This window comes from Cellulomonas sp. C5510, assembly GCF_019797765.1.
Taxonomy (GTDB): domain Bacteria; phylum Actinomycetota; class Actinomycetes; order Actinomycetales; family Cellulomonadaceae; genus Cellulomonas.
In genome coordinates, this window is sequence record NZ_CP081862.1 from 446,476 (window position 1) to 472,565 (window position 26,090).

At 75.3% G+C, this 26,090-nt stretch carries 28 protein-coding genes and 3 tRNA genes; 14 read left to right on the plus strand and 17 right to left on the minus strand.

Annotated elements, in window-relative coordinates:
* The first annotated feature begins 17 nt into the window (after positions 1 to 17).
* Complete coding sequence (locus K5O09_RS01980; RefSeq protein ID WP_222171212.1) at positions 18 to 1,634, plus strand: RDD family protein; 1,617 nt, start codon at positions 18 to 20, stop codon at positions 1,632 to 1,634.
* A gap of 93 nt (positions 1,635 to 1,727) precedes the next feature.
* Here the strand turns inward: K5O09_RS01980 and K5O09_RS01985 are convergent, their stop codons facing one another.
* The 11 genes from K5O09_RS01985 to K5O09_RS02035 all read right to left on the minus strand — a co-directional run bounded on the left by K5O09_RS01985 (position 1,728) and on the right by K5O09_RS02035 (position 9,525).
* Entirely contained in the window at positions 1,728 to 2,186 is a 459-nt protein-coding gene (locus K5O09_RS01985) for a hypothetical protein (protein ID WP_222171213.1), read from the minus strand.
* Positions 2,183 to 2,884 carry a hypothetical protein gene (locus tag K5O09_RS01990; protein ID WP_222171214.1) on the minus strand — a complete coding sequence of 234 codons (702 nt, stop codon included), beginning with the start codon at positions 2,882 to 2,884 and terminating at the stop codon, positions 2,183 to 2,185. Before K5O09_RS01990 ends, K5O09_RS01985 begins: the two co-directional genes overlap by 4 nt.
* Before the next feature lie 11 nt (positions 2,885 to 2,895).
* A complete protein-coding gene (locus K5O09_RS01995) occupies positions 2,896 to 3,207 on the minus strand; it encodes a hypothetical protein (RefSeq protein WP_222171215.1) in 312 nt (103 codons plus the stop codon).
* Between the two features lie 16 nt (positions 3,208 to 3,223).
* Positions 3,224 to 3,967 carry a hypothetical protein gene (locus K5O09_RS02000; RefSeq protein WP_222171216.1) on the minus strand — a complete coding sequence of 248 codons (744 nt, stop codon included), beginning with the start codon at positions 3,965 to 3,967 and terminating at the stop codon, positions 3,224 to 3,226.
* Between the two features lie 13 nt (positions 3,968 to 3,980).
* The gene (locus K5O09_RS02005; RefSeq protein WP_222171217.1) at positions 3,981 to 5,462 is read right to left on the minus strand and encodes a hypothetical protein; all 1,482 of its coding nucleotides are present in this window, start codon (positions 5,460 to 5,462) and stop codon (positions 3,981 to 3,983) included.
* Positions 5,455 to 6,780 carry a S8 family serine peptidase gene (locus K5O09_RS02010; RefSeq protein ID WP_222171218.1) on the minus strand — a complete coding sequence of 442 codons (1,326 nt, stop codon included), beginning with the start codon at positions 6,778 to 6,780 and terminating at the stop codon, positions 5,455 to 5,457. The genes K5O09_RS02005 and K5O09_RS02010 overlap by 8 nt, the downstream gene beginning before the upstream one ends.
* Complete coding sequence (locus K5O09_RS02015) at positions 6,780 to 7,052, minus strand: hypothetical protein (RefSeq protein ID WP_222171219.1); 273 nt, start codon at positions 7,050 to 7,052, stop codon at positions 6,780 to 6,782. Before K5O09_RS02015 ends, K5O09_RS02010 begins: the two co-directional genes overlap by 1 nt.
* A complete protein-coding gene (locus tag K5O09_RS02020) occupies positions 7,045 to 8,370 on the minus strand; it encodes a S8/S53 family peptidase (protein ID WP_222171220.1) in 1,326 nt (441 codons plus the stop codon). Before K5O09_RS02020 ends, K5O09_RS02015 begins: the two co-directional genes overlap by 8 nt.
* A complete protein-coding gene (locus tag K5O09_RS02025) occupies positions 8,370 to 8,768 on the minus strand; it encodes a hypothetical protein (RefSeq protein ID WP_222171221.1) in 399 nt (132 codons plus the stop codon). Before K5O09_RS02025 ends, K5O09_RS02020 begins: the two co-directional genes overlap by 1 nt.
* Positions 8,769 to 8,910: 142 nt before the next feature.
* Positions 8,911 to 9,195 (minus strand): WXG100 family type VII secretion target, encoded by a 285-nt coding sequence (locus tag K5O09_RS02030; protein WP_222171222.1) that lies wholly within the window; start codon positions 9,193 to 9,195, stop codon positions 8,911 to 8,913.
* A gap of 18 nt (positions 9,196 to 9,213) precedes the next feature.
* Entirely contained in the window at positions 9,214 to 9,525 is a 312-nt protein-coding gene (locus K5O09_RS02035; protein ID WP_222171223.1) for a WXG100 family type VII secretion target, read from the minus strand.
* A gap of 392 nt (positions 9,526 to 9,917) precedes the next feature.
* Here K5O09_RS02035 and eccD point away from each other — a divergent pair, with 392 nt between their 5' ends.
* The 4 genes from eccD to K5O09_RS02055 all read left to right on the plus strand — a co-directional run bounded on the left by eccD (position 9,918) and on the right by K5O09_RS02055 (position 14,431).
* The gene (gene eccD, locus K5O09_RS02040; RefSeq protein WP_222171224.1) at positions 9,918 to 11,267 is read left to right on the plus strand and encodes a type VII secretion integral membrane protein EccD; all 1,350 of its coding nucleotides are present in this window, start codon (positions 9,918 to 9,920) and stop codon (positions 11,265 to 11,267) included.
* A 3-nt stretch (positions 11,268 to 11,270) separates the two neighbouring features.
* Positions 11,271 to 12,659 (plus strand): type VII secretion protein EccB, encoded by a 1,389-nt coding sequence (eccB, locus tag K5O09_RS02045; protein ID WP_222171225.1) that lies wholly within the window; start codon positions 11,271 to 11,273, stop codon positions 12,657 to 12,659.
* Positions 12,656 to 13,942 carry a S8 family serine peptidase gene (locus tag K5O09_RS02050; protein WP_222171226.1) on the plus strand — a complete coding sequence of 429 codons (1,287 nt, stop codon included), beginning with the start codon at positions 12,656 to 12,658 and terminating at the stop codon, positions 13,940 to 13,942. Before eccB ends, K5O09_RS02050 begins: the two co-directional genes overlap by 4 nt.
* A gap of 135 nt (positions 13,943 to 14,077) precedes the next feature.
* Entirely contained in the window at positions 14,078 to 14,431 is a 354-nt protein-coding gene (locus K5O09_RS02055; protein ID WP_222171227.1) for a hypothetical protein, read from the plus strand.
* 26 nt (positions 14,432 to 14,457) lie between these two features.
* Here the strand turns inward: K5O09_RS02055 and rarD are convergent, their stop codons facing one another.
* A complete protein-coding gene (gene rarD / locus K5O09_RS02060; RefSeq protein ID WP_222171228.1) occupies positions 14,458 to 15,459 on the minus strand; it encodes an EamA family transporter RarD in 1,002 nt (333 codons plus the stop codon).
* A gap of 208 nt (positions 15,460 to 15,667) precedes the next feature.
* On the opposite strand from rarD, the gene K5O09_RS02065 reads away from it, so the two are divergent.
* Positions 15,668 to 17,065 carry an FAD-dependent oxidoreductase gene (locus tag K5O09_RS02065; protein WP_222171229.1) on the plus strand — a complete coding sequence of 466 codons (1,398 nt, stop codon included), beginning with the start codon at positions 15,668 to 15,670 and terminating at the stop codon, positions 17,063 to 17,065.
* A 256-nt stretch (positions 17,066 to 17,321) separates the two neighbouring features.
* On the opposite strand, the gene K5O09_RS02070 is transcribed toward K5O09_RS02065, so the two are convergent.
* From K5O09_RS02070 to K5O09_RS02080, 3 genes are read right to left on the minus strand one after another with little or no spacing between them, the layout of a single operon-like run.
* Complete coding sequence (locus K5O09_RS02070) at positions 17,322 to 18,083, minus strand: amino acid ABC transporter ATP-binding protein (RefSeq protein WP_304518613.1); 762 nt, start codon at positions 18,081 to 18,083, stop codon at positions 17,322 to 17,324.
* Positions 18,084 to 18,115: 32 nt separating this feature from the next.
* A complete protein-coding gene (locus K5O09_RS02075) occupies positions 18,116 to 19,012 on the minus strand; it encodes an amino acid ABC transporter permease (RefSeq protein ID WP_370635566.1) in 897 nt (298 codons plus the stop codon).
* Entirely contained in the window at positions 19,012 to 19,857 is an 846-nt protein-coding gene (locus K5O09_RS02080; protein WP_255595990.1) for a transporter substrate-binding domain-containing protein, read from the minus strand. The genes K5O09_RS02075 and K5O09_RS02080 overlap by 1 nt, the downstream gene beginning before the upstream one ends.
* Positions 19,858 to 19,993: 136 nt before the next feature.
* On the opposite strand from K5O09_RS02080, the gene htpX reads away from it, so the two are divergent.
* Positions 19,994 to 20,872: a zinc metalloprotease HtpX gene (htpX, locus tag K5O09_RS02085; protein ID WP_222171232.1), complete on the plus strand. Its 879-nt coding sequence runs from the start codon at positions 19,994 to 19,996 to the stop codon at positions 20,870 to 20,872.
* Positions 20,873 to 20,944: 72 nt separating this feature from the next.
* Here the strand turns inward: htpX and K5O09_RS02090 are convergent, their stop codons facing one another.
* Positions 20,945 to 21,445, minus strand: a complete 501-nt coding sequence (locus tag K5O09_RS02090) for a YajQ family cyclic di-GMP-binding protein (protein ID WP_222171233.1) — start codon at positions 21,443 to 21,445, stop codon at positions 20,945 to 20,947.
* A gap of 128 nt (positions 21,446 to 21,573) precedes the next feature.
* On the opposite strand from K5O09_RS02090, the gene K5O09_RS02095 reads away from it, so the two are divergent.
* From K5O09_RS02095 to K5O09_RS02120, 6 genes are all read left to right on the plus strand, one after another.
* Positions 21,574 to 21,655 (plus strand) — tRNA-Tyr (locus K5O09_RS02095).
* Positions 21,656 to 21,850: 195 nt separating this feature from the next.
* Positions 21,851 to 21,922: transfer RNA gene (locus K5O09_RS02100), tRNA-Thr, on the plus strand.
* Positions 21,923 to 21,971: 49 nt separating this feature from the next.
* Positions 21,972 to 22,048 (plus strand) — tRNA-Met (locus K5O09_RS02105).
* A 74-nt stretch (positions 22,049 to 22,122) separates the two neighbouring features.
* Positions 22,123 to 22,293 (plus strand): 50S ribosomal protein L33, encoded by a 171-nt coding sequence (gene rpmG / locus K5O09_RS02110; RefSeq protein WP_146839572.1) that lies wholly within the window; start codon positions 22,123 to 22,125, stop codon positions 22,291 to 22,293.
* Between the two features lie 15 nt (positions 22,294 to 22,308).
* Positions 22,309 to 22,758, plus strand: a complete 450-nt coding sequence (locus tag K5O09_RS02115) for a MaoC family dehydratase N-terminal domain-containing protein (RefSeq protein WP_222171234.1) — start codon at positions 22,309 to 22,311, stop codon at positions 22,756 to 22,758.
* On the plus strand, positions 22,758 to 23,183 hold the full coding sequence (locus K5O09_RS02120; RefSeq protein WP_222171235.1) for a MaoC family dehydratase: 426 nt from the start codon (positions 22,758 to 22,760) through the stop codon (positions 23,181 to 23,183). Before K5O09_RS02115 ends, K5O09_RS02120 begins: the two co-directional genes overlap by 1 nt.
* Before the next feature lie 55 nt (positions 23,184 to 23,238).
* On the opposite strand, the gene K5O09_RS02125 is transcribed toward K5O09_RS02120, so the two are convergent.
* A complete protein-coding gene (locus tag K5O09_RS02125; protein ID WP_222171236.1) occupies positions 23,239 to 24,306 on the minus strand; it encodes a LacI family DNA-binding transcriptional regulator in 1,068 nt (355 codons plus the stop codon).
* Positions 24,307 to 24,479: 173 nt separating this feature from the next.
* Here K5O09_RS02125 and K5O09_RS02130 point away from each other — a divergent pair, with 173 nt between their 5' ends.
* Positions 24,480 to 26,051: an MFS transporter gene (locus K5O09_RS02130; protein ID WP_255595991.1), complete on the plus strand. Its 1,572-nt coding sequence runs from the start codon at positions 24,480 to 24,482 to the stop codon at positions 26,049 to 26,051.
* Positions 26,052 to 26,090 lie beyond the last annotated feature (39 nt).

Consider the following 26,090-nt stretch of genomic DNA (forward strand, 5'->3'; position numbering starts at 1 on the left):
GAGCCGGCCGTGAGCACGTGGAGCTGGAGGACCAGGGTGACGGCGACAGGGGGCGGGACGTGGAGCAGACGATGAGCGCCGTGCCGGTCGCCACCGTCGCGGCGTGCGCGAGCTGCCGGCGTCCCCTGCAGCCCGGGGCGCGGTTCTGCACCGCCTGCGGGACGCCGGCGCAGCCGGACGCCACCGTGACCCTCGTCGAGGGCGCCCAGGGCCGCACCCGGTCGGCGTCCGCCGCGCGCGAACCGCGCCCCGCCGTGCTGCACCCCGCCTTCGGGGACGCGACGCCCGCCGCGCCCGCGCGCCGGGTCCTGGCCTACGCCCTCGACGCGGTCGCCGTCGGCGCCGTCGCCGGCGGGCTGCTCGCGTGGACCGGGTCGTGGCTGCTCGTCGGTCTCGCCGTCCTCGAGCTGGCCGTCGGGCTCGTCGTCTGGGAGGCGCACACGGGCCGCACGTTCGGCAACACCGCGCTCGGGCTGCGCACGGCCCGCGAGGAGACCCCGTACTCCGTCGGGCCGGCCCGCGCGTTCCTGCGCGGTCTGGTGCTCACCGCCGGCCACGCCGTCGCGGGACTCGGGCAGTGGGTCGTCGTCGCGTCCGGAGCGTTCGACCGCACCGGACGCGCGCAGGGTTGGCACGACCGCGTCGGCCGGGCGGTCGTCGTGGACGTCCGGGCGCACGAGCGCGCCGCCGAGGCCGTGTCGGACGCCGCGGAGCGCGAGCGCGCGGGGGCCGTCGCGGAACCGCGCGGCTCCGCGGTGCCCGGGCCGGTCGCGTCGGTCGCGTCGCAGGTCGGTGGGCCGGGGTCGTGGGCGACGAGCACCCCGGGAGGTGTGGCGGGGCCGGCCGCGCCGCCCGGACCCGACGCGTACGCGACCGGGGTGCCCGGCGGCCCCGCGGTGTCGCCGGCCGCGGCTGCGGGCGGTGCCGGCCCGGGCCCGGGTGCCGCCACGACGACGCCGCCCAGCTCCGTGCCCGCTGCTCCGTCCGGCGCCGTCCCGGCGGGCGCGGCAGCGCACCCGCCCGCACCCGCCGGCCGCCGCGCCGCCCGCGCTGCCGCGGAGCAGGCGTCCCCCGCCGCGGCGGGGTCGTCGTCCACACGCCCGGGGTCGGGGGTTCCGTCGCCGGTCGGCCCGGCCGCGGCCGCGCCGACCCCGCCCACCTCGGTGCCGTCCACCCCGGCGCCCACCGCGCAGGCGCCGTCCTCGGCGGGGATCCGGCCGGTCGTGCCCGGTCCGGCCCCGGTCGAGCCCGCGCCCGCAGCTGCCTCACGCGCGGTGGACCGGGCGCAGCCGGCGCCGTTCCTCGTCACCCTCGACACGGGCCAGGTCATGTCCGTGACCGGTCCGGGCCTCATCGGCCGCGCGCCGCGTCCCACCCCGGGCGAGCGCTGCGACCACGTGATCGTCGTCGAGGACCCCGAGCGGAGCGTCTCCCGCACGCACGCGCGGTTCGGCATCGAGGCGGGGACGTTCTGGGTGTCCGACGCGGGCTCGGGCAACGGCACGACCCTGCGCCTGCCGAGCGGCCGCGTGGTGCCGGTCCCCTCTGACCAGCGCGTGCCGGTGCCGTCGGGCTCGACGATCCAGGTCGGTGACCGCGGCGTCCGGATCGACGCCCCGACGCCGCGCGGCTGAGCTTCCCGGGCCCGATGGATGCCCCTCGGCGCTCGGCGGCCCGGGTGGTCCGCACCGCGTGACGTCAGCGCCGCGGGAGCTCGCCGAGTCTGTTCAGCGAGGCGGGCGTGCGCCGCCCGCCCGGGCCGCGGACGCGAGCGCCATGGTGCGCGCCGCCTGGTGGACGAAGACGGCGAGCTGCGCGACCCCGAGACCGACGATGACGGGTGTGGTGACCGACAGCAGGAGTGAGCCGGCACCGCCCGCCACCCGCGCGACGCCGTGCACCAAGCCACCGAGCGCGAGCAACGGTGTCAGGCAGACCAGGACGAAGGAGGAAGCGACAGGGGCCCGCCCTGCGACCACCGCGAAGCCGCAGGCGGAGGTGCCGAGCCCGACCCCGGTGAGCGCTGCCGCCCACGCCGCGAGGCGGAGGTCTGGTTCGGTGCCGTACACCGCGGTCAGGACACCCGTCGCGAGCGCGAAGGGTGCGGCGAGAAGCGATGCGATCGCGCAGACCAGGGCGTTGCGGCGGGCTCTTTCGGGTGTCATGAGGACTGGTGCCGTGCTCATGACAGCGCGAAGGACGGCCAGGCGGTCAGGCCCGAGGACGCGACCCCGTTGAGCGTGTTCTCGGCGGACGACGCCTTCGACGTGAGGACGAGGAGCGTCCCGCCCAGCTCCATGAGCGCAGTGAGCGCCGCGAGAGTGGCGAGGACCGGAGCTGCTGGGAGACCGATGATCGTCCCCGTCGCGACGATCGCGCCGCCGATCCCCGCGAGCAGGGAGAAGACCGCCGCTCCGACACCGCACCAGAACACGACGATCCCGTCCCGCACCTGGTCGAGGGCCGCGGTGATACCTGCCGTGAACTCGTCACGGACGGCCCGGAGGGCCGCCTGCTGCTCGGGCACCTTCTGGCGGTACTGCTCGGCGGCCGCGCCGTCCCACGCGTCGTCGGTGCGCAGGTCGCCGGCGTCGAGCCTCTCCGCCAGGGCGGACGTCACCGCGGCGACCTCCGCATGCCAGGCGTCGCGCGTCTCGGTGAGCTCCCCGGGGTCCCCGGCGTACAGCAGCTTGTCCCCGATCCACAGCGTCACCTCGCGGAACCGGCGCACGAACGCGTTCCAGCCGTCCTCGACCCGCTCGACGACCCACGTGAGGAGATCCGGCACCGCCCGCAGCGCGGAGCTCACGGCCGCAGCCAGCTCGGCGACCTTGCGGTCGAGCCGCTCGCGCAGCTCCGTGATCTCGGCGACCACCTCGTCCATCGCAGCTCCTCTCAGTGGTCCCAGGTCCAGAGGCCGGCGATCCTGTCGCGGGCGTCCTGGTCGGCGCCCTCGTACGTCGCGCGCACCCGTCGCAGGGCGGTGGCGGCACCGCCGCTCGCGGCTTCACCCTCCTGGAGCAGGCGCTCGACCTGGGCCCGGAGGGACTCGTAGGTGTCCGCCACGCTGAGAGCGGCGAACGAGAAGGCCCGGGGGCGCACGTGGAGGCCGATCACGCGCGTCCTCGCGTCCTCGAGCCCGTCCGCGGTGTCGTCCCAGAGCGCCGCGTCGGCGGTCAGCGCGTCCAGAGCGGCCGTGACGCTCATCGCCGTCCTCCCGCCTTCACAGCACACCGAGGCGGGCCGCGAGACCCCGCGCGTCGGCGACGTCGGCCGCGATCGCCCCCAGTGCGGTGCCGTCGAGCAACGAGGCCGGTGCAGCCGCGGCGGCAGCCGCGGCGGCAGCGTGCACCGCCTGCGTCATCTCCCGTGAGATGTTCGTGCCGTGGGCTCGTGCAGCCCAGCCCTCGTCGACCTCCACCCGCACAGGGGACCCCGAACCGTCCGCCCAGGCGCGCACGTGGCCGTCCGAGCTCCGACCCGCGTGCTCCCGCGACGCGCGCTGCTGGACCTGCTCGAGCGCCGTGTCGAGCTCCGCGTTGATCTCCCGGAGCATCTCCGCGAGCGACCGCATCGCGTACCGGGCGTCCAGCCGATCACCGCGTGCGCTCACGATGTCGGCCAGGTCGGCGGCGAGACTGGTGCTCCTGGGCGGAGCCGGTCGTGTCAGCGGCGTCGAGTCGTCGTCGGCGACCTGCTCCGCCCAGGAGCGGAGCCGTGCGGTGGCAGCCGAGGCCACCGCGCTGACCAGGGCAGGGCCGAGATCGGCTGGTGCCAGGACGTTGCGCCAGGTGCTGGTCAACTTGACCCGGTGGAGCCGGCCGTCCGCGCCGAGGAGCACGCTCAGCTGTCCGGTCTCGTCCGCGCCCGCGACCGGGGGGCCCGCGTCGACGGCGCGCTCGTAGACCTGCGCGCGCCGATCCAGATCGTCCCGGAGGTCGGCGAGCGGCTCGGGGTCGTCACTCACGTCGGTCGGACCCTCACCACTCGTCGGGGTCGACGTCGCCCGAGGACGGGCGCTCCTCGACCGGGGTGGTACGCAGGGAGTCGCGGCCCCCGGCGCCTGCCGCCACACCGAGGTCGGGACGCTCGGCGCCCTCCTCGACGTCGATGTCCGGCGCCAGCAGACCGTCGGAACCGCGGCGCTTCGACCCCTTCGACGACCCGGCCCCGGCACCGCCGCCCATCGGGGCGCCGAGCATGCCGCCGGACCGCGCACCCGACGCGCCGGCACCCGTGGCACCCGCTTGCGAGCCCTGCACGAGGGCGGACGTCGACCCGGACAGACCCGAGCCGGACGAGCCCGCGCCGACCGTCCCCAGGGGGATGCCGGCGCCCGACCCACCGGCGCCACCGATCCCCCCGACGCCGCCGACGCCGACTCCGCCGCCTCCGGCGAGCCGGCTGAGCCCGGCGCCGCCGAGCGCGGCGCCACCGACCGTCAGGCCGCCGGCGAGGCCACCCGCACCGAGGCCGGACAGGCCGTTCGCGCCGGAGCCCCACGCCGAGCCGCCGGGGCCGCCGAGGTGGGCGCCGCTGCCTCCGCCGCCCGAGCCGGGCACCGTCCCGCCGACGAGACCGTCGGAGGAGCTCCCGTCGCCCGTCCCGGGCACGTAGCCGCCGCCGGTCCCGGAGCCGCCGCCCGAGCCGCTGCCGCCGCCGGAACCGGAGCCGGACCCGCCGCCGGGCTGCCAGCCCGGGCCGACCGACCCGCCGTCGGAGCCACCGCCGCCGGTGCCGGACCCGCCGCCGCCGTTCCCGCTGCCCGAGCCGCCGCCGGGAGTCCACCCGATGTCCACGGTGCCCCCGCCCGGCGTCGGGGTCGGGGCGCCCACGGTGCGGCCGCCAGTGCCGCTCGTGCCCGTCCAGCCGTCGGGTCCGCTGCGACTGCCGGTGCTGCCCGTCGGCCCGCTCGGGTCGGTCGTGCCGGTGCCGGGCGTGAAGTCGTTCCAGTCATGGCGCCGCGGAGGATCGACGTTGATCGCGCCCATCGACGCGTCGAGCTGCCGCAGAGCTGCAGCTGCCCTCGCCTCGCGCTCCTGCTCCCGCTGACGGGAGAGGATCTCGCCGGCGGCGATGCCCGTCACGGTGCCGAAGCCGGGGAGTGCGACGGTCGCGGCGGCCGTCAGGCCGGCGCGCTCGGCGAACGTGAGCTCCCCGTCGGGGAGGTTGGCGTACGCAGTCTTCGCTGCGACGATCGCCGTGGTGGAGCGAGCGCCGGCATCGGCGAGGCTCGACAGGTAGTCGGCGACGGCCGCGACCTCGCGCGCGAGCCCCGCGAACCGGTCGGCCGCGGCGTCGGAGCTGGCGCCCTCGATGCCGGTGTCGCTCCCGACGGCCCGGAGTGTCTCGACGGTGGGCTCGATGTCCGACGAGTAGGCCGAGAGCTGCCGCACGGACGTGTCCATCACGCCGAGGTCGAAATCCCGAGTCCGTCCGAGCTGCTCTGCGCGCTCACCCATGGTTCCCCCTCGTGTCGGTCGGCGGTGCGTCGTGGTGGTCGGAGCCGGCCACTGCCGGCTCGCGGCGGCGGCGTGCGAGAACAAGGGTGATGACGGCGCCCAGCGCCACGACGCCCGCGGCGGCACCGAGCGCGGCACCGATGCCCGGGCCGGTCGTGGCCGGCGGCGTGGCGTCGGTGCCGGAGGCGTCGCCCGGCGCGCCCTCGGGGTCGGGGGTGCCGCCGGTCTCGTCGTCGGTCGCGGGTGCGGTCGTCTCGGCCGTACCGCCGATCTCGTCTGCGGTCGGCATCGCGTTCGGGTCGTCGTCGACGAACGGGTTGACGTCAGGGAAGGTGGTGGGGTCCACGGTCATCAGCACGCGGGCGTTGACCACGCCGTAGCCCCAGGCGGGGTCGTGCGTCCACGTGTCCTTGACCTCGCCGTCGGTCGTGCGGACCAGCGCCTGGAGGATCTGGCCGTCCGTGGCCTCCGGGTACAGCGACCACAGCAGGGCGAGAACTCCCGCGGTGTACGTCGAGGAGTTCGAGGACCCGCTCGCCGTCTCGTAGCCGTCCCAGGTGGGAGTGAGCGCGCGGAACCGCGAGCCCGGCGCGACGACGCCCAGGCGGTCCCCCGAGGTGCTCCCGGGGTCGAGTGTCTGGTCTGGGGTCAGGGTGCCCGTCGCGACGACTCCGTTGAACACGGCAGGCATGCCGGTGATCGCGCCGCCGTCGTTCCCGGCCGCGCCGACGACGATCACCCCGGCCCGCTGCGCCTCGGCGACGACCGTCGCGGACATGTACTGGGTCCCGGGGACCACGATGATGTCCGCTCCGTCGGTGATCGCGTCGCGGACGGTGTCGTCCGAGAGGTCCCCGTCCCCGCGGGGGGTCTCGCACGGAAGGCCTTCGAGGTACGAGGCGTACGTGTTCAGGGTGATCCCGGGGGCGACGCCGGGTATCCCGGGCTGCCCGTCGAGGCCGGCGTCGCGGCCGACGAGCAGGGTCGCCATCGACGTGGCGTGGCGCGCATCCGGTTCGGTCGACGTACCTGGATAGGGATCCCCGCCGGTCGTCCCCGCGCAGTAGGACGGTTCATGGGGGTGGATGTCGGCACCGGCGAGCTCGGACACGTCTGTGTTCACGCGCCCGTCGATCAGGGCGACGGTGATGCCTTCGCCGGTCGTCCGCTGGTGGATCTCCGCCACGCTGGTGGCCTCGTAGTACCAGCGGCCGTCGTCGGCCCCGGGCACGGCGGCGGACGCGGTGGTGGAGCCACCGAGGGCGATCAGTGCGACAGCGGCGACCACGGCGCCCGCGCGGCGCGGCGCGAGGCGCATCAGAAAGCGGACCGGCCGAGCCGGCCGACCGCGACAGGCGCCTCGGGGACAGGGGCGGCCTCCAGGCGCTCGGTGAGCGGACGGAACTGCTCCTGGATGGCGGCGGCGTCGGAGCTGGCGCCCTCGATGCCGGTGTCGCTCCCGACGGCCCGGAGTGTCTCGACGGTGGGCTCGATGTCCGACGAGTAGGCCGAGAGCTGCCGCACGGACATGTCCATCACGCCGAGGTCGGCCTCCCGAGTCCGTCCGAGCTGCTCTGCGCGCTCACCCATGGTTCCCCCTCGTGTCGGTCGGCGGTGCGTCGTGGTGGTCGGAGCCGGCCACCGCCGGCTCCCGGCGGCGGCGTGCGAGGACGATCGCCACGGTGGCGCCGAGCACCACCACGCCGGCTGCCGCCCCGAGGATGACGCCAATGCCATCTGCGGCAGTGCCCGGCGAGGCAGGGCGGGTACCGGAGGCGTCGCCGGGCACGTCCTCGGGGGTGGCGGTCGCGCTGGGCTCGTCGCCGCTCGTGGGCGAGGTCGGCTCGGCCTGGCCCAGGATCTCCGCAGCGGTCGGCATCGCATTGGGGTCGTCGTCGACGAACGGGTTCACGTCGGGGAAGGTGGTCGGGTCCACGGTCATCAGCACCCGGGCGTTGACGACGCCGTAGCCCCAGTCGGGGTCGTGCGTCCAGGTGTCCTTGACCTCGCCGTCCGTGGTCCGCACCAGGGCCTGGAGGATCTGCCCGTCGGTGGCATCCGGGTAGAGCGACCACAGCAGCGCGAGGGCACCCGCGGTGTACGCCGCGGAGTTCGAGGAGCCCGTCGACATGCCGTAGCTGTCCCACGTCGGCGAGAGGGAGCGGAACTGGGAGCCCGGCGCCACGACGCCGAGGCGCTCGCCGTCGGGGCTCCCGGGATCGAGGGTCTGGTCGGGTGTCAGGGTGCCGGTGGCGACCACGCCGTTCAAGGCCGCGGGCATGCCCCAGACGAAGCTGCCGTCGTTGCCGGCTGCGCCGATGACGATCACCCCGGCCCGCTGCGCCTCCGCGATGACGCTGGCAGACATGTCCTGGGTGCCTGGGACGAAGATGATGTCCGCCCCCTCGGCGACCGCGTCCCTGATGGGGTCGTCTGCCAGCCAGCTGCCCCCCGTCGGGGACTTGCAGGGGAGGCTGTCGAAGTACGAGGCGTAGGTGCGCAGGGTGATACCCGGTGCGATACCGGGGATGCCGGGCTGGCCGTCAAGGCCCGCGTCGCTGCCGACGAGCACGGTCGCCATCGACGTCGCGTGGCGTGCGTCCGGTGCGGCTGAGGTGGCCGGGTACGGCTCGCCGCCGGGCGTCTCGGCGCAGTACGAGGGCTCGTGGGGACGGATGTCGGCACCGGCGAGGTCGGACACGTCGATGTTCACGGGGCCGTCGAGCAGGGCGACGGTGATGCCCTCGCCGGTCGTCCGCTGGTGGATCTCCGCCATGCTGGTGGCCTCGTAGTACCAGCGGCCGTCGTCGGCGCCGGGCACCGCGGCGGACGCCGGGCTGGCCCCCCCGAGGGCGATCAGTGCGACGGCGGCGACCACGGCGCCCGCGCGGCGCGGCGCGAGGCGCATCAGAACGCGGACCGGCCGAGTCGACCGGCCGCGACGGCACCCGCGACCAGCGCCTCGGGCACGGGCGTCGCCTCCAGGCGCTCGGTGAGCAGGCGGAACTGCTCCTGGATGGCGGCGTCCTGCTGCTCGAGCGACAGCGCGCTGTCGGCCAGGGCCTGTCGGCAGGCGTCGATGGTGGTCCGGATGACCTCGAGGCGCTGCTCGACGAGCTCCAGCGCCCCGCGGTACCGGGCCGCGAACGCCTGGACGCTCGGGATCTCCGGCCACACGCCGCCGCTCTGGTTGTACCGCAGCGTCTGGATGCGGGTCTTGAGCTGGTCCGTGTCGTCGAACAGCCTCACGAGCTGCCGCAGTCGGGCCTCCAGGACCTGCGTCCTGACCTCGACGTCCCCTGCCACGTCCGTCCTCCGCGTGAAGTCTCGGCGCGCCGCCCCCGCGGCGCCCGTGCTCCGCGCGGTCGCGCCCGGCCGTCGGTGGGACGGCGGACGCGACCGCGCGGGTGGTGCTGGGTGGCGCTGCGCGGTGCGCAGCGCCGGGTGGTCACCAGCGGGCGGCGTTGGCTCGCTCGGTGGACTGGTAGTCCTCCCCGGAGGTGGACACCGCACGGCCGACGTCGGCGAGGAGCGCCTTCATGTCGGTGAGCGCGGCCTCCCACTTGGCCTTGGCGGCGGTGTAGGCGGTGGACGCCTCACCGGACCAGTTGGCCTTGAGGGGATGGAGCGACCGGTCGAGGTCCGCCAGGCGGGACTCGATGTTGCCCGCAGAGGTCTGGATGTCCGCGGCGGCGGTCGACAGACCGCCGAAGTTGACCTTGAGATCAGCCATCGTCTCGTCCTTCCCGGGTCAGCCCAGCCGGCCCTGCAGGCGGCTGAACGTGGACTGCTGGGCCTCGTCGGACGCGGTGTACGTCGACTGCGAGGAGAGCAGGTTGGCCTCGAACTCGTTGAGGGCGGACACGATCGTGTTCGCGTCCTCGCGCCAGCGCGCCATCAGCGCGGTGAACGCCACGGCGCCCTGGCCCTGCCAGTGCGACCCGATCCCGGACAGCTTGCCCTCGAGGGCGCTCAGCTCGCGCTGCAGCTCCCCACGACTCTGGGCGACCGCGTCGGCGCCCTGCTTGAGCGCGCCATCTGCTGCGGAGACCTCTGCTGCCATGTCACCTCCCCTGCCACGGCCCTGCGGGCCTGCTCGGTGCGTGCACCCCTGCGGCGCCGCAGAACCAAGGACCGGATCGACCCCTGGGACCGTTCAGGAGGCTAGCCCAGGGCTTCGACGAGCGTCACTCCAGATCACGCAGCCTGTGGACGCTCACGCTGACTGGTGCTGCGCTTCACCCGATCGGCCCAGACGGGGGTGCTGTTCTGCGCCGAGTCGTCCCGATTGTCGTGTTGGCCGTGCACCGCAGGAGTGACGGCCAGTCGGTCGAACGCCGTCGGCGACCACCCGGTCGGGCGCGACCACCCGGGGAGCGTGCTCGGTCCGACGGGCGGTTCCGTGAGCCGTCGCTATGCTGACCGCCGACCTGCCCAGGGAGTACAGGGGACCCGATGACAGACGCCTCCGCCTCCACGACGTCCGTCGGGACGCTCGTGCGGGTGTCGGTGACCGCGGGGGACCGGCGGCTCGACCTCGGGATCCCGGGCGCCGTGCCGATGGCCGAGGTGCTGCCGGGCCTGGCCCGCGCGCTCGGCCTCCTGGACGCCACGACCGCGCACGGCGGGTACCGCCTGGTCCGCGCAGACGGCACGCCCGTTGACTCCGCCCGGAGCCTCCTCGCCGAGGGCGTCGAGGACGGGGCGGTGCTGTCCCTGGAGTCGGGCGCCCGGCGCGAGCAGGAGCGCATCTACGACGACGTCGTGGAGGCCGTCGCGGACGCCGTCGAGCAGCAGTACGCCCCGTGGACGCCGCGCGACTCGGCGCTGAGCGCCGCGTGGGCCTCTGCCGCGCTGCTGCTCGCCGGGGCGGCGCTGCTGCTCGGCGCGGACCGTGCCTCCCTGGTGCCGCCGGTCGTCGCGGGGCTCGGCTCGCTGCTGGCGCTCGTCGCCGGTGCCGTCGTCGGCCGCGTGGGCACGGAGCCGGCCGCGGGCCGCGTCCTCGTGCTGGTCGCCCCCGTGCTCGCGGGCGTCGCCGGGCTGACCGCCACGACGCAGGCGCCGTCCTGGGGGTGGCCGGCCGCGCTGGCCGGTACGGGTGTGCTGGTCGCCGGACTGCTCGGCATGCCGGCCCTGGTGGACCACCGCGAGCTCGGCGCCGCGCCGCTCGCCGGCGGGCTCGCGGTCGCCGTCGCCGGGACGGCCATCGCGCTGACGGGTGCCGAGCCCGGCGAGGTGCTGGCCGTCGTCGTGGCCGCGGTCGCCACGGCCAGCATCGGGGTGCCCTGGCTGGCGCTGTCGAGCACGCCGCTGCGGGTCGTCTCGCCGCGCAACGACGCCGAGATCCTCGCGGACCCGCAGCCGGTGGGCCCGGGGCAGGTGCGGGCGCAGCTCGCCGCCGGGCACCGCGTGCAGGTGGCGCTCCGCGTCGCGATCGGAGCTCTGGCGGTGCTCGCCGCCCCCGCCGTCGTCGCGACCGGCGTCGCCGGGACCCTGCTGCTCGTGCTCGCCGCCGCCGGGCTGCTGCTGGCCACACGGCAGACGTACTCCCGTCTGGACGTGCTGCTGACGGTCGGCATGTCCGTGCTGGTGCTGGTCGTCGTGGCGGTGGTCGCCGCGACGCAGCACCCGTCGTGGCGCCCGGCGCTGGTCGTGCTGGCGGGCGCCGCTGCGGCCGTCGTCATCGGGCTCGGACTCGTGGCGCCGCGGCGTCGTGTCGGCCTCGCGCGGCTGGGCGACTTCCTCGAGATCGCCTGCCTCGCGCTGCTGCTCCCGCTCGGCGTGACCGCCGCCGGCCTGGTCTGAGCCGTGGCCTCCAAGCGCGACCTCGTCGAGGCGCAGACCTACAGCCGTCGCCGGCTGCTCACGGCGTTCACGAGCGGTGCGCCCGGCGGCCGGGAGCTCGAGCCCACCAAGCCGCTGCGCGGCGTCGTCGCCGGGGTGTCGCTGACCGTGCTGCTGGTGCTGGGCAGCCTCGGGCTCGGCCTGCTCAGCCCGTCCCTGCCGGACGGCTGGGACGACCAGTCGCTCGTCATCGTCGAGGACGACGGCAGCCGGTACGTCGGGATCCAGGGGACCCTGCACCCGGTGCTCAACGTGACGAGCGCGCGCCTGGTGCTCGACTCGGGCTCGTTCCACGTGGTCGACGTCGGCGAGGACGACATCACCGACGCCCCCCGCGGGGCCACCATCGGCATCCCGGGAGCGCCCGACGAGCTCCCGCTCCCGAGCCGGCTCACCGCCACCGGGTGGGCGTCCTGCGTAACCCCGGACGGCGGCACGACCCTCGACCTCGACCCGGAGGCGCCGGCCCCGGACGTCGACCCCGACGCGGGGGTGCTGGTGGAGGTCGCCGGGGAGCTCCACCTCGTGGCCGGCGGCGTGCGTCACGCCGTCCCGGAGTCCGACGAGGCCGCGGTGCTGCGCGCGCTCGGCCTCGACACGGCCACCCCGGTCCAGGCGGGCGCCGACTGGCTGACGCTCTTCCCGCTGGGCTCCGACCTGGCGCCGCTGACCGTCGAGGGTGCGGGCGAGCCCGCGCTGCCGGAGGGCGGGCTGCCCGTGGACACGCGCGTCGGGACGCTGGTGGAGGTCACCGGGACCGGGGAGGGCGACCGGCGCTACGTCGTCGACGCCCGCGGCGAGCTGGCCCCGCTGAGCGACCTCGCCTACCCGCTGTACCTGCTGGGCGCGGGCGACCTGGCGGCGGAGCCGCTGCGGGTGAGCGCCTCGGACATCGGGGAGGTCCGGACCTCGACGACGCCGGTCGCGCCCGCGGACCTGCCTGCGACCGTGCCGACGCTCCCCGCGATGGCCGGCCAGGTGCCGTGCGCGGTGCTCCGTACGGGTGACGACGGCGGCGTGGACCTCGTGCTCCGTGACGGCGACGTCGAGCCGGGCGTGCGCGTCGCCCCGGGCTCCGGTGCACTCGTGCGGGCGCAGACCTCCGAGGGCGGGACGGCGACCGTCAGCCTCGTCGACGGTTCCGGGCGCGCGTACCCCGTGCCGGACGCGAGCGACGAGGTGCTCGCCCGGCTCGGCTACGAGCCCGAGGACGTGACGCCCGTGCCGCCGGCGTGGGCGGCACTGCTGCCGAGGGGGCCGTCGCTGACGGTCGAGGCCGCCGCCACGGAGGTGTCGGGCGCGACCGCCGCGTCGGGCGCGACCGCCGCGTCGGGCGGCGCCGGGGACTCGTGAGCGGCGTGCCCGCCGGGCGTCGCCGGGCGGCCGCCGGGCTGGTCGGGGCGGCGCTGCTGCTCGCGCCCGCCGCGCAGCCCGCGTCCGCCGCACCTGCGTTCCCGGGTCGCGCTGCCGCCGTGCCCGCGACCGTCGCGACCGCCGCGCCCGACCAGCAGTGCACCCCCGATCGCGTCGCGTACTGCACCGAGCGGCCGCAGGCGCTCGCGCGGCTGTCCGCCGAACGTGCCTGGGACACCGCCACGGGCCGGGGCGTCCTCGTCGCCGTCGTGGACTCCGGGGTCGACGCCCGCAACGCGCACCTCGCGGACGCGGTGCAGCCCGGCGTGGACCTCGTCGCGGTCAGCGGCGACCCCGGCGGGCGCACGGACACCGCGGGCCACGGCACCGCCGTCGCCGGCCAGATCGCCGCACGGCCCGTGGACGGCTCCGGCGTGGTCGGGCTGGCCCCCGACGCCGAGATCCTGCCGGTGCGCGTGTACTACGCCGACGACGACCGGGCGCGGGAGCAGGGCGTGGCGCCGGACGCCGGGCGGATCGCCGCCGGGATCGAGGCCGCCGTCGCCGCCGGGGCGCAGGTCGTCAACGTCTCGATGAGCACGCCCACCGACACCCCGGCGCTGCGCGACGCCGTCGCCCGGGCCACCGCCGCCGGCGCGCTCGTCGTCGCGAGCGCGGGCAACCGCACCACCAGCAGCGACGAGACGGACGGACCCCGGTACCCGGCGGCGTACGACGGCGCGCTCGCGGTCACCGCGGTCGACGTGGACGACGCGCCGTCCGCGGACGCGGTCCACGGGGAGCACGTGGACGTCGCCGCACCGGGGACGAACGTGCTGACGACCTACCACGCGGCCGGCGACTGCCTGCTGTCGGGCGAGAACGTCTCCACCAGCTTCGCGACGGCGTACGTCAGCGCGGCGGCGGCCCTCCTCGCGGAGCGGTACCCCGACGAGACCCCCGAGCAGTGGGCGCACCGCCTCGAGGTGACCGCCGCCCGCACGCAGCCCGGCGAGCGGGACGACCTGGTCGGCTGGGGCGTCGTCCGGCCCGCCGAGGCGCTGGGTTTCGTCGACGACGGCACCGCGGTCGGACCGCCGAGCCCCCTGCACGGCACCGACGCCGCCGCTACCCCCGAGCCGCGCACGATCGACGTGTCTCCGCGCACGGACCCGCTGGCCGCCGCGCGCCGGGGCGCCACGTGGTGGGGGATCGCCGGGCTCGCGCTCGTGCTGCTGGCCGCCCTCGCGGGCCGCGTCGTCGGCCGCCGCCGGCGCCGCTGACCCTCCCGCGCGCCGCGCCGTGCCGAGCCGCCGCACGGTGGTTCGTGGACGTGTCACGGGATCGTGCGGAACTGGACGTGGTGCGAAGGGCTCAGCCCCGCCTACCGCATGCAGGCGCCGGAGCGTGGGACGTGGTTGGAGCTGGGCGGTGATTCGACGGTCGGAGCCACGATCCTGGACCTGTCGGGTCGCCGTATCGACGCCGGTGAGCAGATCGACCAGTTCGTGTCGTCGGCTGAGCTGTGCTCGACGCTCATCGAGGCGGGCGAGGCCATCTCGGGCATCGACGCCGGGGATTCCCGGGTCGTCGCGTGGCGCACACAGGACTCGGACGGCCACTGGGGTGAGTTCGCGGTGATGCCGCTCGACGACGCGCGGGTCCTGGCGGTGGGGTTCGAGACCGACGGGGATGACGCGCCCGCCGATCTCGACGACCTGATCCGGCTCGCCGAGCAGGGCGCGAGGCAGTTCCCGTCAGGCCGGGGCTGACCGCTCGCCGACTGCCCGCCGCGGGCTCAGCGCGCCGCGAGGTCCGCGAGCCGCAGCACCGACGCCCGCCGCGCCCGCACCCCGTCGACCGTGAGCAGCACGAGCGCGACCCACACCAGCCCGAAGCCCCACCACCGCGCGGGCGGCATCGTCTCGTGCAGGACGAGCACGCCGATGACGAGCTGCAGCACCGGTGCGAGGTACTGCAGGCTGCCGACGACGCTGAGCGGGAGGCGCCGGGCGGCCTCGCCGAACAGCAGCAGGGGCAGGGCCGTCGCGATGCCGGTGCCGGCGAGCGCGAGAGCGTGCCAGGTGCCGTCGGCGCTGAACGTCGCGTCGCCGGTGCCCTGGAGCCACACGAGGTAGACGGCTGACGCCGGCGCCAGCACGAGCGTCTCGGCCGCGAGCCCGGGCGCCGCCGCCACGCTGCGCCCGACGCGGTTCTTCAGCAGCCCGTACAGCCCGAACGACCCGGCCAGCGTGAGCGCGACCCACGGCAGCCGACCGAGGCCGAGCGTGATGACGACGACGGCCGCGACCCCGAACCCGAGGGCGACCCACTGCAGCCGCCGCAGCCGCTCGCGCAGCACCAGGACGGCCAGCAGGACGGTGACCAGGGGGTTGATGAAGTACCCGAGCGCCGCGTCGACGACGTGCCCGCTGAGCGCGGAGAACACGAACGTCAGCCAGTTGACCGCGAGCAGCACGGCCGCGGCGGCGAGCAGAGCGAGGGTCCGGCCGGAGCGCAGCACGACGCCCAGGGCGCGCCACGTCCGCGTGACCGAGAGCACGGCAGCGCAGAACACGAGGGACCACAGCACGCGGTGGGCGACGATCTCGGTCGCACCCGACGGCTTCAGGAGCTCGAAGTACAGCGGAAGGACGCCCCACAGCAGGTAGGCGCCGGCGCCGGCGGCGAGCCCGCGGGGGTCGAGCGCCGCGGGGGCGGCGGGCGAGGAGGGCGGCGCGGGGGAGACGGCCGCGGTCGTGCTCGGGGCGGCGCCGGCCGCCGGGGACGGGGTGGTCACGAGCAGACGCTAACGCCCTCCGGGGACAGTGCCGGCACCTGCCGGGCCGGGCCTCGGAGAACGGCAGGAAGTCGCGCACCTCCGGCAGAGGTTAGGCCGTCCTACACTGGCAGTGTCATCCTGTGCGCGCCGCGCCGGGCTCCGGCCGGGACGTCCTCCCGACGCCGCCGGGGCCGTGCCGCGCCGGGACCTCGGAGGAAGGACCTGCGTGAGCTCGAACCGCCCTGTCCGTGTGGCCGTCGTCGGTGCCGGACCCGCCGGGATCTACGCGTCGGACATCCTGTCCCGCTCCGGCCTGGACGTGTCCATCGACCTGATCGAGAGGCTGCCCGCGCCGTTCGGTCTGGTCCGGTACGGCGTGGCGCCCGACCACCCGCGGATCAAGCAGATCATCGTCGCCCTGCACAAGGTGCTGGAGCGCGGTGACATCCGGCTGATCTGCAACGTGGACTACGGCGAGGACCTCAAGCTCGACGACCTGCGCCGGCACTACGACGCCGTGATCTTCGCGACGGGCGCGATCAAGGACGCGGACCTGCCGATCCCGGGCATCGACCTGGAGGGGTCGTTCGGCGCCGCGGACTTCGTGTCCTGGTACGACGGCCACCCGGACGTCCCGCGCACCTGGCCGCTGACCGCGCAGCACGTCGCGGTGCTCGGCGCGGGCAACGTGGCGCTCGACGTCGCCCGCATGCTCGCGAAGCACGCCGACGACCTGCTGCCGACCGAGGTCCCGCAGAACGTCTACGACGGCCTGAAGGCCAGCCCGGTCACCGACGTGCACGTGTTCGCCCGGCGCGGCCCGGCGCAGGCCAAGTTCTCCCCGCTGGAGCTGCGCGAGCTCGGGCACGTGCCGGACGTCGACGTCGTCGTCTACCCGGAGGACTTCGACTTCGACGAGGGCTCCATGGCGGCGATCCACTCGTCGAACCAGACGAAGCAGGTCGTCAAGACCCTGACCGACTGGACGCTCAAGGAGCCGGAGGAGCTCACCGCGAGCCGCCGCATCCACCTGCACTTCCTGCACAGGCCCGTCGAGGTGCTCGGCGAGGACGGCCACGTGGTCGGCCTGCGGACGGAGCGCACGGCGCTGGCCGGCGACGGCACGGTCGCCGGCACCGGGCAGACGCACGACTGGCCGGTCGAGGCCGTGTACCGGGCGGTCGGGTACTTCGGTTCCCCGCTGGTGGACGTGCCCTTCGACGAGGCGGCGGGGGTCATCGCGAACCGCGAGGGCCGGGTCGTGGACGTCGACGGCGAGCCCGTGCCGGGCGTCTACACCACCGGCTGGATCAAGCGCGGGCCGGTCGGCCTCATCGGGCACACCAAGTCCGACGCGAGCGAGACGATCCGGCACCTCGTCGAGGACGCCGGCGACGTCAGCGACCTGGGCAACCCGTTCCTCTCCGCCGCGGAGCCCGACCCGCAGTCGGTCCTCGACCTGCTGACCGCGCGGGGTGCCCGCCCGATCCACTGGGCCGGCTGGGAGCTGCTCGACGCGTACGAGCGCTCGCTCGGCGAGCCGCACGGTCGCGATCGCGTCAAGGTCGTGCCGCGCGAGGAGATGGTCCGCATCGCCCTCGCCCAGGCGGCCGGCGAGGCCTGACCCGCCCACCCGGGCCAGTCCGCGTCCCCACACCGTCACCTGCTCGCCCACCGGGACCCGTTCGGATCCGTTCGCACCGACACGCTGGGTGTGTCCGGCCGTTCGGATCCGATCGCGCGGACAGGCAGGCAGACAGGCAGACAGACAGACAGGCAGGCAGACAGACAGGCAAACAGACAGACAGGCAAACAGACAGGCAGGCAGGCAGCCGGCCGCAGCCGGGGGCCGGGGTCGCGTGGGCGGCCCGTGCCGGGGGTCAGGCCGTGAAGCGCCGGAGGAACTCGCGCGTGCGGGCCTCGCGGGGGTCGACGAGCACCTGCTCGGCCGGCCCCCGCTCGTGCACCCGGCCCGCGTGCAGGAAGCACACCTCGTCGGCGACGTGCCGGGCGAAGGCCATCTCGTGCGTGGCGACCACCATCGTCGTGCCCTCGTCCTTGAGCTCGCCGAGCAGGTCCAGCACCTCGCCGACCAGCTCCGGGTCGAGGGCGCTCGTCACCTCGTCGAGCAGCATGAGGGCCGGCTGCGTCACGAGCGCCCGGGCGATGGCGACGCGCTGCTGCTGACCGCCCGACAGCTCGTCGGGGAACGCCCCCGCCTTCGCGCCGAGCCCGACCCGCTCCAGCATCGCGGCCGCACGGTCACGGGCCTCCGCGCGCGGCACCCGGTGGACGAGCCGCGGCGCCAGCGCCACGTTGTCGAGCACCCGCAGGTGCGGGAACAGGTTGTACGCCTGGAAGACCATGCCGATCCGCGAGCGCACCGCGTTCGCGTCGACGCGCGGGTCGGTGACCTCCTGGCCGTCGACCTCGATGACGCCGTCGTCGACCTCCTCGAGCAGGTTGATGCAGCGCAGCAGCGTCGACTTCCCGGAGCCGGAGGCGCCGATCAGCACGACGACCCGGTGCTCCGCGACGTCGAGCGAGAGGTCGTCGAGGACGACGTGGTCGCCGAACGCCTTGCGCACCCCGTCGACGCGCAGCAGCGGGGCACCCGGCGCCCCGGTCCGGTCCCCGCCCACCGCACCGCCGGCGGTCACCGCGTCGCGCCCGCTCACCGCATCGCCCCCGCCCCGGCGAGCCCCGCCTGCGACCCGAGCCAGCCGCTGCGCCGGGCGAGCGCGTCGGTGAACCGGGTCAGCGGGATGGTGAGCAGCACGAACAGCACGCCCGCGACGACGTAGGGCGTGAAGTTGGCGTAGGTGGCGGTCTGGATCTGCGCGGCGCGGACCGCGTCGACGGCCCCGAGGATCGAGATGAGGCCGGAGTCCTTGGACAGCGCCACCAGGTCGTTCAGCAGCGGCGGGACCACCCGGCGCCACGCCTGCGGCAGCACGACGTGCCGGAGGGTCTGCCCGCGCGTCAGGCCGAGGGACCGGGCGGACGCGATCTGCGAGGGGTGCACGGACTCGATGCCGGCGCGGAACACCTCGGCGACGTACGCCGAGTACGTCAGCACGAGAGCGAGCCCGCCGAGCACCACGGCGGACGTCGGGATGCCCTGGAGCCGGAGCCCGGGGAGCCCGAACCCGACGAGCAGCAGCACGAGGATGAGCGGCAGCCCGCGGAACACGTCGACGTACCCGGTCGCGAGCGCCCGCAGCGGGAAGAACGCCGGCCCGCGGAGCGTCCGCGCGAGGGCCAGGAGCATCGCGACCACGACGATGAGCACGGCGCACACGGCCATGACGCGCACGTTGAGCCACAGCCCCTCGGCGATCTTCGGCAGCGACGCCCACGCCACGTCCGGGTCGAGGAACGACTGCCGCACCCGCGGCCAGCCGGGCGACGACACGAGGCCGAGCACGGCGAGCCCCGCCACGACGACCGTGCTCACGAGGGCCACGAGGGTCGAGCGGCGGGTCTGCGTGCGCCGGTACGCGTCCCGGTCGCGCTGCCGCTCGGACGGCACCCACGCGGGGCGGGCGCCGTCCGGCGGCGTCGTCGGGATCACTTCAGGACGGGAGCGCCGGCCGCGTCGGTCAGCCACTCGGCCTCGAGGTCGGCGAGCGTGCCGTCCTCGCGCAGCGCGTCGACGGCGTCCGTGACGGGGCCGGTCAGCGCCGAGCCCTTGTCGAGGACGAGGCCGAGCTGGTCCGGGTCGTCGCCCGCGGGCAGCTGCCCGACGAGGACGCCGCCGTCGAGCTCGGCCGCCGTGATGTACAGCGCGGTGGGCAGGTCCACGACGATCGCGTCGACCAGGCCGGACTGCAGCGCCTGCTTGACCTGGTCGTTGTCGTTGAACACCTGGATGTCGGTGGCCGGGTCGATCGACTCCTGCGCCACCGCGAGGCTGGTGGTCCCGACCATCGCGCCGATCCTCGCGTCCCGGAGGTCCGCGAGGGAGGACGCGTCGTCGACCGGGCTGCCCTCCACGGTCACGACGGCCTGCGCGGTGTCGTAGTACGACGAGGAGAAGTCGAGGTTCTCGGCGCGCTCCGGGCTGATCGACACCTGGTTGATCGCGACGTCGAAGGACTTGGCGCCCGGGGCGATGATCTGGTCGAACGTCACCGGGACCCACGTGACGTGGTCGGCGTCGAAGCCGAGCTCCGCGGCCACGGCGTACGCGACGGCAGACTCGAAGCCCTTGCCGGTGGACGGGTCGTTGTCGACGATCCACGGCTCGTAACCGGGGTCGGACGTGCCGATGGTGAGGACCCCGTCGGTCAGGGTGTCGAGCGAGCCGTCGGCGGCGGGCGAGCCGGACGCGGCGGGCTCCTTGTCGGCGGGGGCGCACGCGGCGAGCGCCAGGGCGCTCGCAGCGGCCAGGGCGATCAGGCGGGCGGTGCGCACGGTGCTCTCCAAGGGGGTCCGGGGCGGGGTTCGACGACGTGCGGGGTCAGGGTAGGGGAACCAGTGCGCCCGCCGCGGCGTTGTCCTCCACGCGGGACGAGTCGACCGACCCGCGTGGAGCACCGAGAGGACGGACATGGGTCACCGGCACTACAACGGCCTGAAGACGGCGCTGCTCTTCGGCGTCCTGTGGGCGGTGCTGCTCGGCATCGGCACGTTCGTCGCGAACGGGCGCTACATCTTCCTGTTCGCGCTGTTCGGGCTCGCGATGACCGCGTACTCGTACTGGAACTCCGACAAGATCGCGATCCGCGCGATGCGCGCCCGCCCGGTGTCGGAGATCGAGCAGCCCGCGATGTACCGGATCGTGCGGGAGCTCTCCACGGCCGCGCGGCAGCCCATGCCGCGGCTGTACGTGTCGCCGACCGCCGCTCCGAACGCGTTCGCCACCGGCCGCAACCCCCGCAACGCCGCCGTCTGCTGCACGGACGGGATCCTGCAGATCCTCGACGAGCGGGAGCTGCGCGGTGTCCTCGGGCACGAGCTCATGCACGTCTACAACCGCGACATCCTCACCTCGTCGATCGCCGCAGCCGTCGCGGGCGTCATCACGTCGGTGGCGCAGTTCGCCCTGTTCTTCGGCGGCGGCAACGACCGCGACCGCGGTGGCAACCCGATCGCGGCGCTGCTCATGGTGTTCCTCGCCCCGTTGGCGGCCACGATGATCCAGCTCGCGATCAGCCGCACGCGCGAGTACGACGCCGACGAGGACGGGGCGGCCCTCACCGGCGACCCGCTCGCGCTGGCGTCCGCCCTGCGCAAGCTCGAGGCCGGCACGCAGGCGCGGCCCCTGCCGCAGGACCGCGAGCTCGTCGACGTGTCCCACCTGATGATCGCCAACCCGTTCAAGGGCGCAGGCATCGGCCGGATGTTCGCGACCCACCCGCCCATGGCCGACCGCATCGCGCGGCTCGAGCGCATGGCCGGCACCGGGGGCCCGGTCACGCGCTACTGAGCGCACCGCAGACGGAGCGACGACGGCCCGGCCCCCCCACGCCGGGGGTGGCCGGGCCGTCGTGCGCCCGCGTCAGCGGTAGTTGATGAACTGCAGCGCCGCGTCGATGTCGTCCGCGCCCTTGAGCAGCGCGATCACGGACTGCAGGTCGTCGCGGCTCTTGGCCGAGACCCGGACCTCGTCGCCCTGGATCTGCGTCTTGACGCCCTTCGGGCCCTCGTCGCGGATGAGCTTGGTCACCTTCTTGGCGATCTCGGAGGACAGGCCCTCCTTGACCGACGCCTCGAGCCGGTACTCCTTGCCCGACGGCTTCGGGTCGCCGTCGCCGGTGTCGAGCGACTTGAGCGAGATGCCGCGCTTGATGAGCTTGGTCTGGAACACGTCCAGCACGGCGCGCACCCGCTCCTCGGAGTTGGCGACCATGAGGATCTTCTCGCCGCTCCAGGCGATCGAGGCGCCGACGCCCTTGAAGTCGTACCGCTGGGCGATCTCCTTGACCGCCTGGTTCAGCGCGTTGTCGACCTCCTGCCGGTCCACCTTGCTGACGACGTCGAACGACGACTCGCTTGCCATGACTTCCTCCTGCCGTGCGGTGCGGGTGCTGCGGGTGTGCGCCCCGGGGGCCGATTGCGGTCCGGGGCCGATCCGTTGCTATCCTTCCATCCGCAGCACGGGGACGCAGTCGCCGTGCGCGCATCCCCGGCGGGTTACCCGAGTGGCCAAAGGGGGCTGACTGTAAATCAGCTGGCATCGCCTACGGGGGTTCGAATCCCTCACCCGCCACGCGATGGACGACAGGGCGTCCTCCTCACGGAGGGCGCCCTGTCGCGTGCCGCGGGTGCGACGGGGCCGGGCGGTGCCGGGTCCGGGCCGGGCGGCGACGCCCGGCGGCGGGTGCCGCGTGATCGTGCGGGTCAGCCGGGTGCGGGCGGCGAGATTTCGCTCCGGCCGCGGCCACCGTGTAACCTAGCCCGCGCTGCCCCGATAGCTCAGTGGTAGAGCACTTCCTTGGTAAGGAAGAGGTCACGGGTTCGAATCCCGTTCGGGGCTCTGCGGTGTGTCGCAGGTCAGGACTCCCGTCCTGGCCGGGCGCATCCGAGGCGGGGTAGCTCAGTTGGTGAGAGCGCACGACTCATAATCGTGAGGTCGCGGGTTCGAACCCCGCCCCCGCTACCAGTGTGGAGAACCGCGCGTCGGCCGGCGCGTGACGACGAGATCGCAAGCGCCCCGGCGCGAGAGGTGGCAAGACCATGGCCAGCAAGAGCGCGGACGTCCGTCCGAAGATCACGCTCGCCTGCACGGAGTGCAAGGAGCGGAACTACATCACCAAGAAGAACCGTCGGAACGACCCCGACCGGCTCGAGATGAAGAAGTTCTGCCCGCGCGACGGCCGGCACACGCTGCACCGCGAGACCCGCTGACCTCAGCGCACCGTCGTGGCCGTCAACCCTGAGTACGCGGGACGCGAGTACCCGCCGAACGAGGCGTACGAGGTCGGCCGCGAGAAGCTCCGCGAGTTCGCGGAGGCGGTCGGGGCGACTCACCCGGCCCACACCGACGTCGACGCGGCGCGAGCACTCGGGTACCCCGACGTGATCGCGCCGCCGACGTTCGCCGTCGTGGTCGCGCAGCGCGCCGAGGCGCAGCTCATCGCCGACCCCGGTGCGGGCATCGACTTCACCCGCGTGGTGCACGCCGACGAGCGGTTCATCCACCACCGCCCGATCCACGCCGGGGACCGTCTGGTGACGGTGCTGCACGTGGACTCCGTCACGGAGCGTGCCGGGCTGTCGATGGTGACGACCCGCGCGGTGATCAGCGCCGCCGACGGCGAGCCGGTCGCGACCGTGACCTCGACGCTCGCCGTGCGGGGGGAGGACTCCTGATGGCGCTGCCCGTGCTCGAGCACCTGTCGGTCGGCCAGGAGGTCGGCCGGCGCGAGATCGCCGTCGACCGCGCCCGCCTGGTCCGGTACGCCGGCGCGTCGGGGGACTTCAACCCGATCCACTGGAACGAGCGGTTCGCGACCGGGGTCGGCCTGCCGGGCGTCATCGCGCACGGCATGTGGACGATGGGTGCGGCTGTCGGCGTCGTGTCGGACTGGCTCGGGGACCCCGGTGCCGTCGTGGACTACCAGACCCGGTTCAGCCGCCCCGTCCCGGTGCCGGACCCCGGTGCGGCGACCGTCGAGGTGGTCGCGACCGTCGGCGCCGTGGACGCGGACTCCCGCACCGCGCGTGTGGACCTGGCCGTCTCGACCGGCGGCACGCGCGTGCTGGCCAAGGCGCAGGTGCTCGTCCGCCTCGCCTGATCCACCCGGGCTCGTCCGGGCGGGGCCCCCGGGCTCGTACGGCCCGGCACACGCGTCAGTCCCGCGGTGCCGGCCCCGTCGTCGTGCCCACCCGCAGCTCGACCGGCAGCACCGCGTCGGCCGGTGTCTCCCCGGCGAGCAGCGCCTCGATCGCGCGACCCACCGCGGCGCCCTTCCGGGCGATCGGCTGCACCACCGTGGTGAGGACGTCGGGCGCGAGCCACGGCAGGTCCAGTCCGTCGAAGCCGGCCACGGAGACGTCCTCGGGGACGCGGAGGCCGAGCTCGCGGGCGCCGAGCACGACGCCGGAGGCGAGCAGGTCGGACTGCGCGACGACGGCGGTGGGCCGGGTGGCGGCGGGGCCGGACAGCAGCGCGTGCGCGGCGGCGGTGCCGTGCTCGACGAGCGATGCGGGCGTCTCGTAGACGACGGTGGGCGTCACGCCGGCGTCGGTGATGCCGTCGAGCCGGCGGCGAGACAGCGTCCACGTGATCTGGGCGATGCGGTCGGCGTCGGCCACGGCCGCGCGCCGCTCGGGCCCGAACGGGAGCGTGACCGCGGCGATCCGTCGGTGGCCCAGCCCGACGAGGTGCCGGGTCGCGTCGGCGATCCCCCCGCGGTCGTCGATGCCGACGGTCACGACGCCGGGCAGGTCCTGGCCCTCCACGACGACCGCCGGGATGCCGCGCCGACGCAGTGCCTCCAGGGTGGGGTCGTCGAGCGTGCCGCCCCACAGCATGACGGCGACGTCCATCGCTGCGGTCTCGAGCAGGGGGTCGACGGCCATGGCGTCGGGGGCGGTGCTCCCGGGCACCAGCAGCACGCCGAGCCCGAGCGGCCCGATGGTGTCGACGAGCCCGTCGAGCAGCTGGACGGACACGGGGTCGCGGAACGAGCGGCGGAGCGTGTCGCCCACGACGACCCCGACGATGCCGGAGCGCCCGCTGCGCAGCTGCCTCCCGAGCGGGTTCGGCCCGGAGTAGCCGAGCCCGGCGGCGGCGTCGAGCACGCGGGTGCGCGTCGCGTCGGCGATGGGGCCGGCTCCGGAGAACGCCAGGGAGGCGGTGGAGACCGAGACGCCGGCGGCGGACGCCACGTCGGCCAGGGTCGGTCGCTGGGACACCGGTGCTTCTCCCGGATCGGGGGCGGTGGCAGGCGTCACGGTTGACGCCGCCGTCAGCGTACCCGCAGACTGGTCGTCTCCCTCGCATCGATTCGACCGCTGCTCGCGGCCCGGGATCGAATCGATTCGACCGAGTGTCGCCCCTCGTCCGCCCGTCCCCACCAGGAGCTGCCGTGAGCCAGCCGCGCGCCCGCACCGGCCGCGCCTCCCTGCGACCCGCGAACCGCCGTCCCCGCCCCGGGTCGCCGTCCTCCGCGGGGCGCCGGCCGGGCGCGAGCCGCCGCCCCGCCGCGCCCGTCGACCCCGAGGTACAGCGCGCCCGGGTGCTGCTGCTCGGGCTGTTCGGCCTCGTCGGCGTGATGTTCTCCGGGTGGCTGGCGCGGATCCCCTCCGTCCGGGACGCCCTGGGCATGAGCCCGGCGGAGCTCGGCGGGATCCTCATCGCCGGGTCGGTCGGGTCGCTGGTGACCGTGTCGGTGGCCGGCCTCCTGGTCACGCGGTACGGCGGCCGCCTGGTGCTGTACGTGTCGACGGCGGCGTTCGCGGCGGCGTACGTGCTCATCGGGATCGGGCCGACCGTCGGCTCCGCGCCGGTGCTCACCGTCGGCATCTTCCTGTCCGGTGTCGCGTTCGCGCTGGGCAACGTGCCGCTGAACGTCGAGACGGCCGCCGTCGAGCGGCGCATGGGCCGCACGGTGCTCCCGCAGTTCCACGCGGCCTTCTCCATCGGCGCGGTGGTCGGCTCCGGGATCGGGGCGCTCTGCGCGGCGGCCGGCGTGCCGGTCCTGGTCCAGCTCACCGCCACGGCGGTGGTCGGGACGGTGTGGCGCCTGCTGTCCATCCCCGGCGCGGTCATCGAGTCGCTGCCGCCCGACCGTGCCGCCGCGCGCGCCGCCCGGGAGGCACTGCTCGCGGGCGCCGGGCCGCGCGAGGCCGGGCTCGCCGGTCGCCTGCGCGTCGCCCGCGTCCGGCGGAGCGCCCGCCCGGGCTCGGCGCTCGGGGCGTGGCGGGAGCCGCGGACGCTGCTCATCGGCGTGGTCATCATGTCCGCCGCGCTCTCGGAGGGCTCCGCGAACGACTGGCTCGCGCTGGCCGTCGTGGACGGGTTCGGGCAGGCCGAGGCCGTCGGCGCCGCGGTCTTCGGCGCGTTCGTCGGCGCGATGACCGCGGTCCGGCTGCTCGGGACCCGGCTCATCGACCGGTTCGGGCGCGTGCGCGTGCTGCGCGCGTCGGGCCTCGTCTCGCTGGCCGGGCTCCTGCTGTTCGGGTTCGCGCCGTCGCTGCCCCTCGCGGTGGCCGGCGTGCTCGCGTGGGGCTTCGGCGCGGCGCTGACCGTCCCCCTCGGCATCGCAGCGGCCTCGGACGACCCGCTGCGCGCGGCCGGCCGCGTCGCCGTGGTCTCGGCGTTCTCCTCCACCGCCTCGCTGGCTGCGCCCCCGCTGCTGGGGCTGGCTGCGGAGGTCGTCGGGCCGCGGCACGCGCTGCTGCTCATCACGGCAGCGATGGCGACGACGATCCTGCTCGCCCGCACGGTCCGCCGCCCGGACGGCTTGCCGGCCGCGACTCCGGTCGACGCGCCCGGCGCGACCACCCCGGCCGCGGCGGCCCTCACGCCCGCGACGGCCGCGCCCGTCCCCACGTCCCCGCACGAGCCCGCGCAGGACGCCGCGGCGTGCGTCCCCTCCGGTAGCGTCCGACGGGACGCCACCCCGGAGCACCGGCCTGAGCCGGCCCGCCCCGCCTGACCGGCCGGTCCCGGCGCCCCGCACGCCGCGACAGGCCCG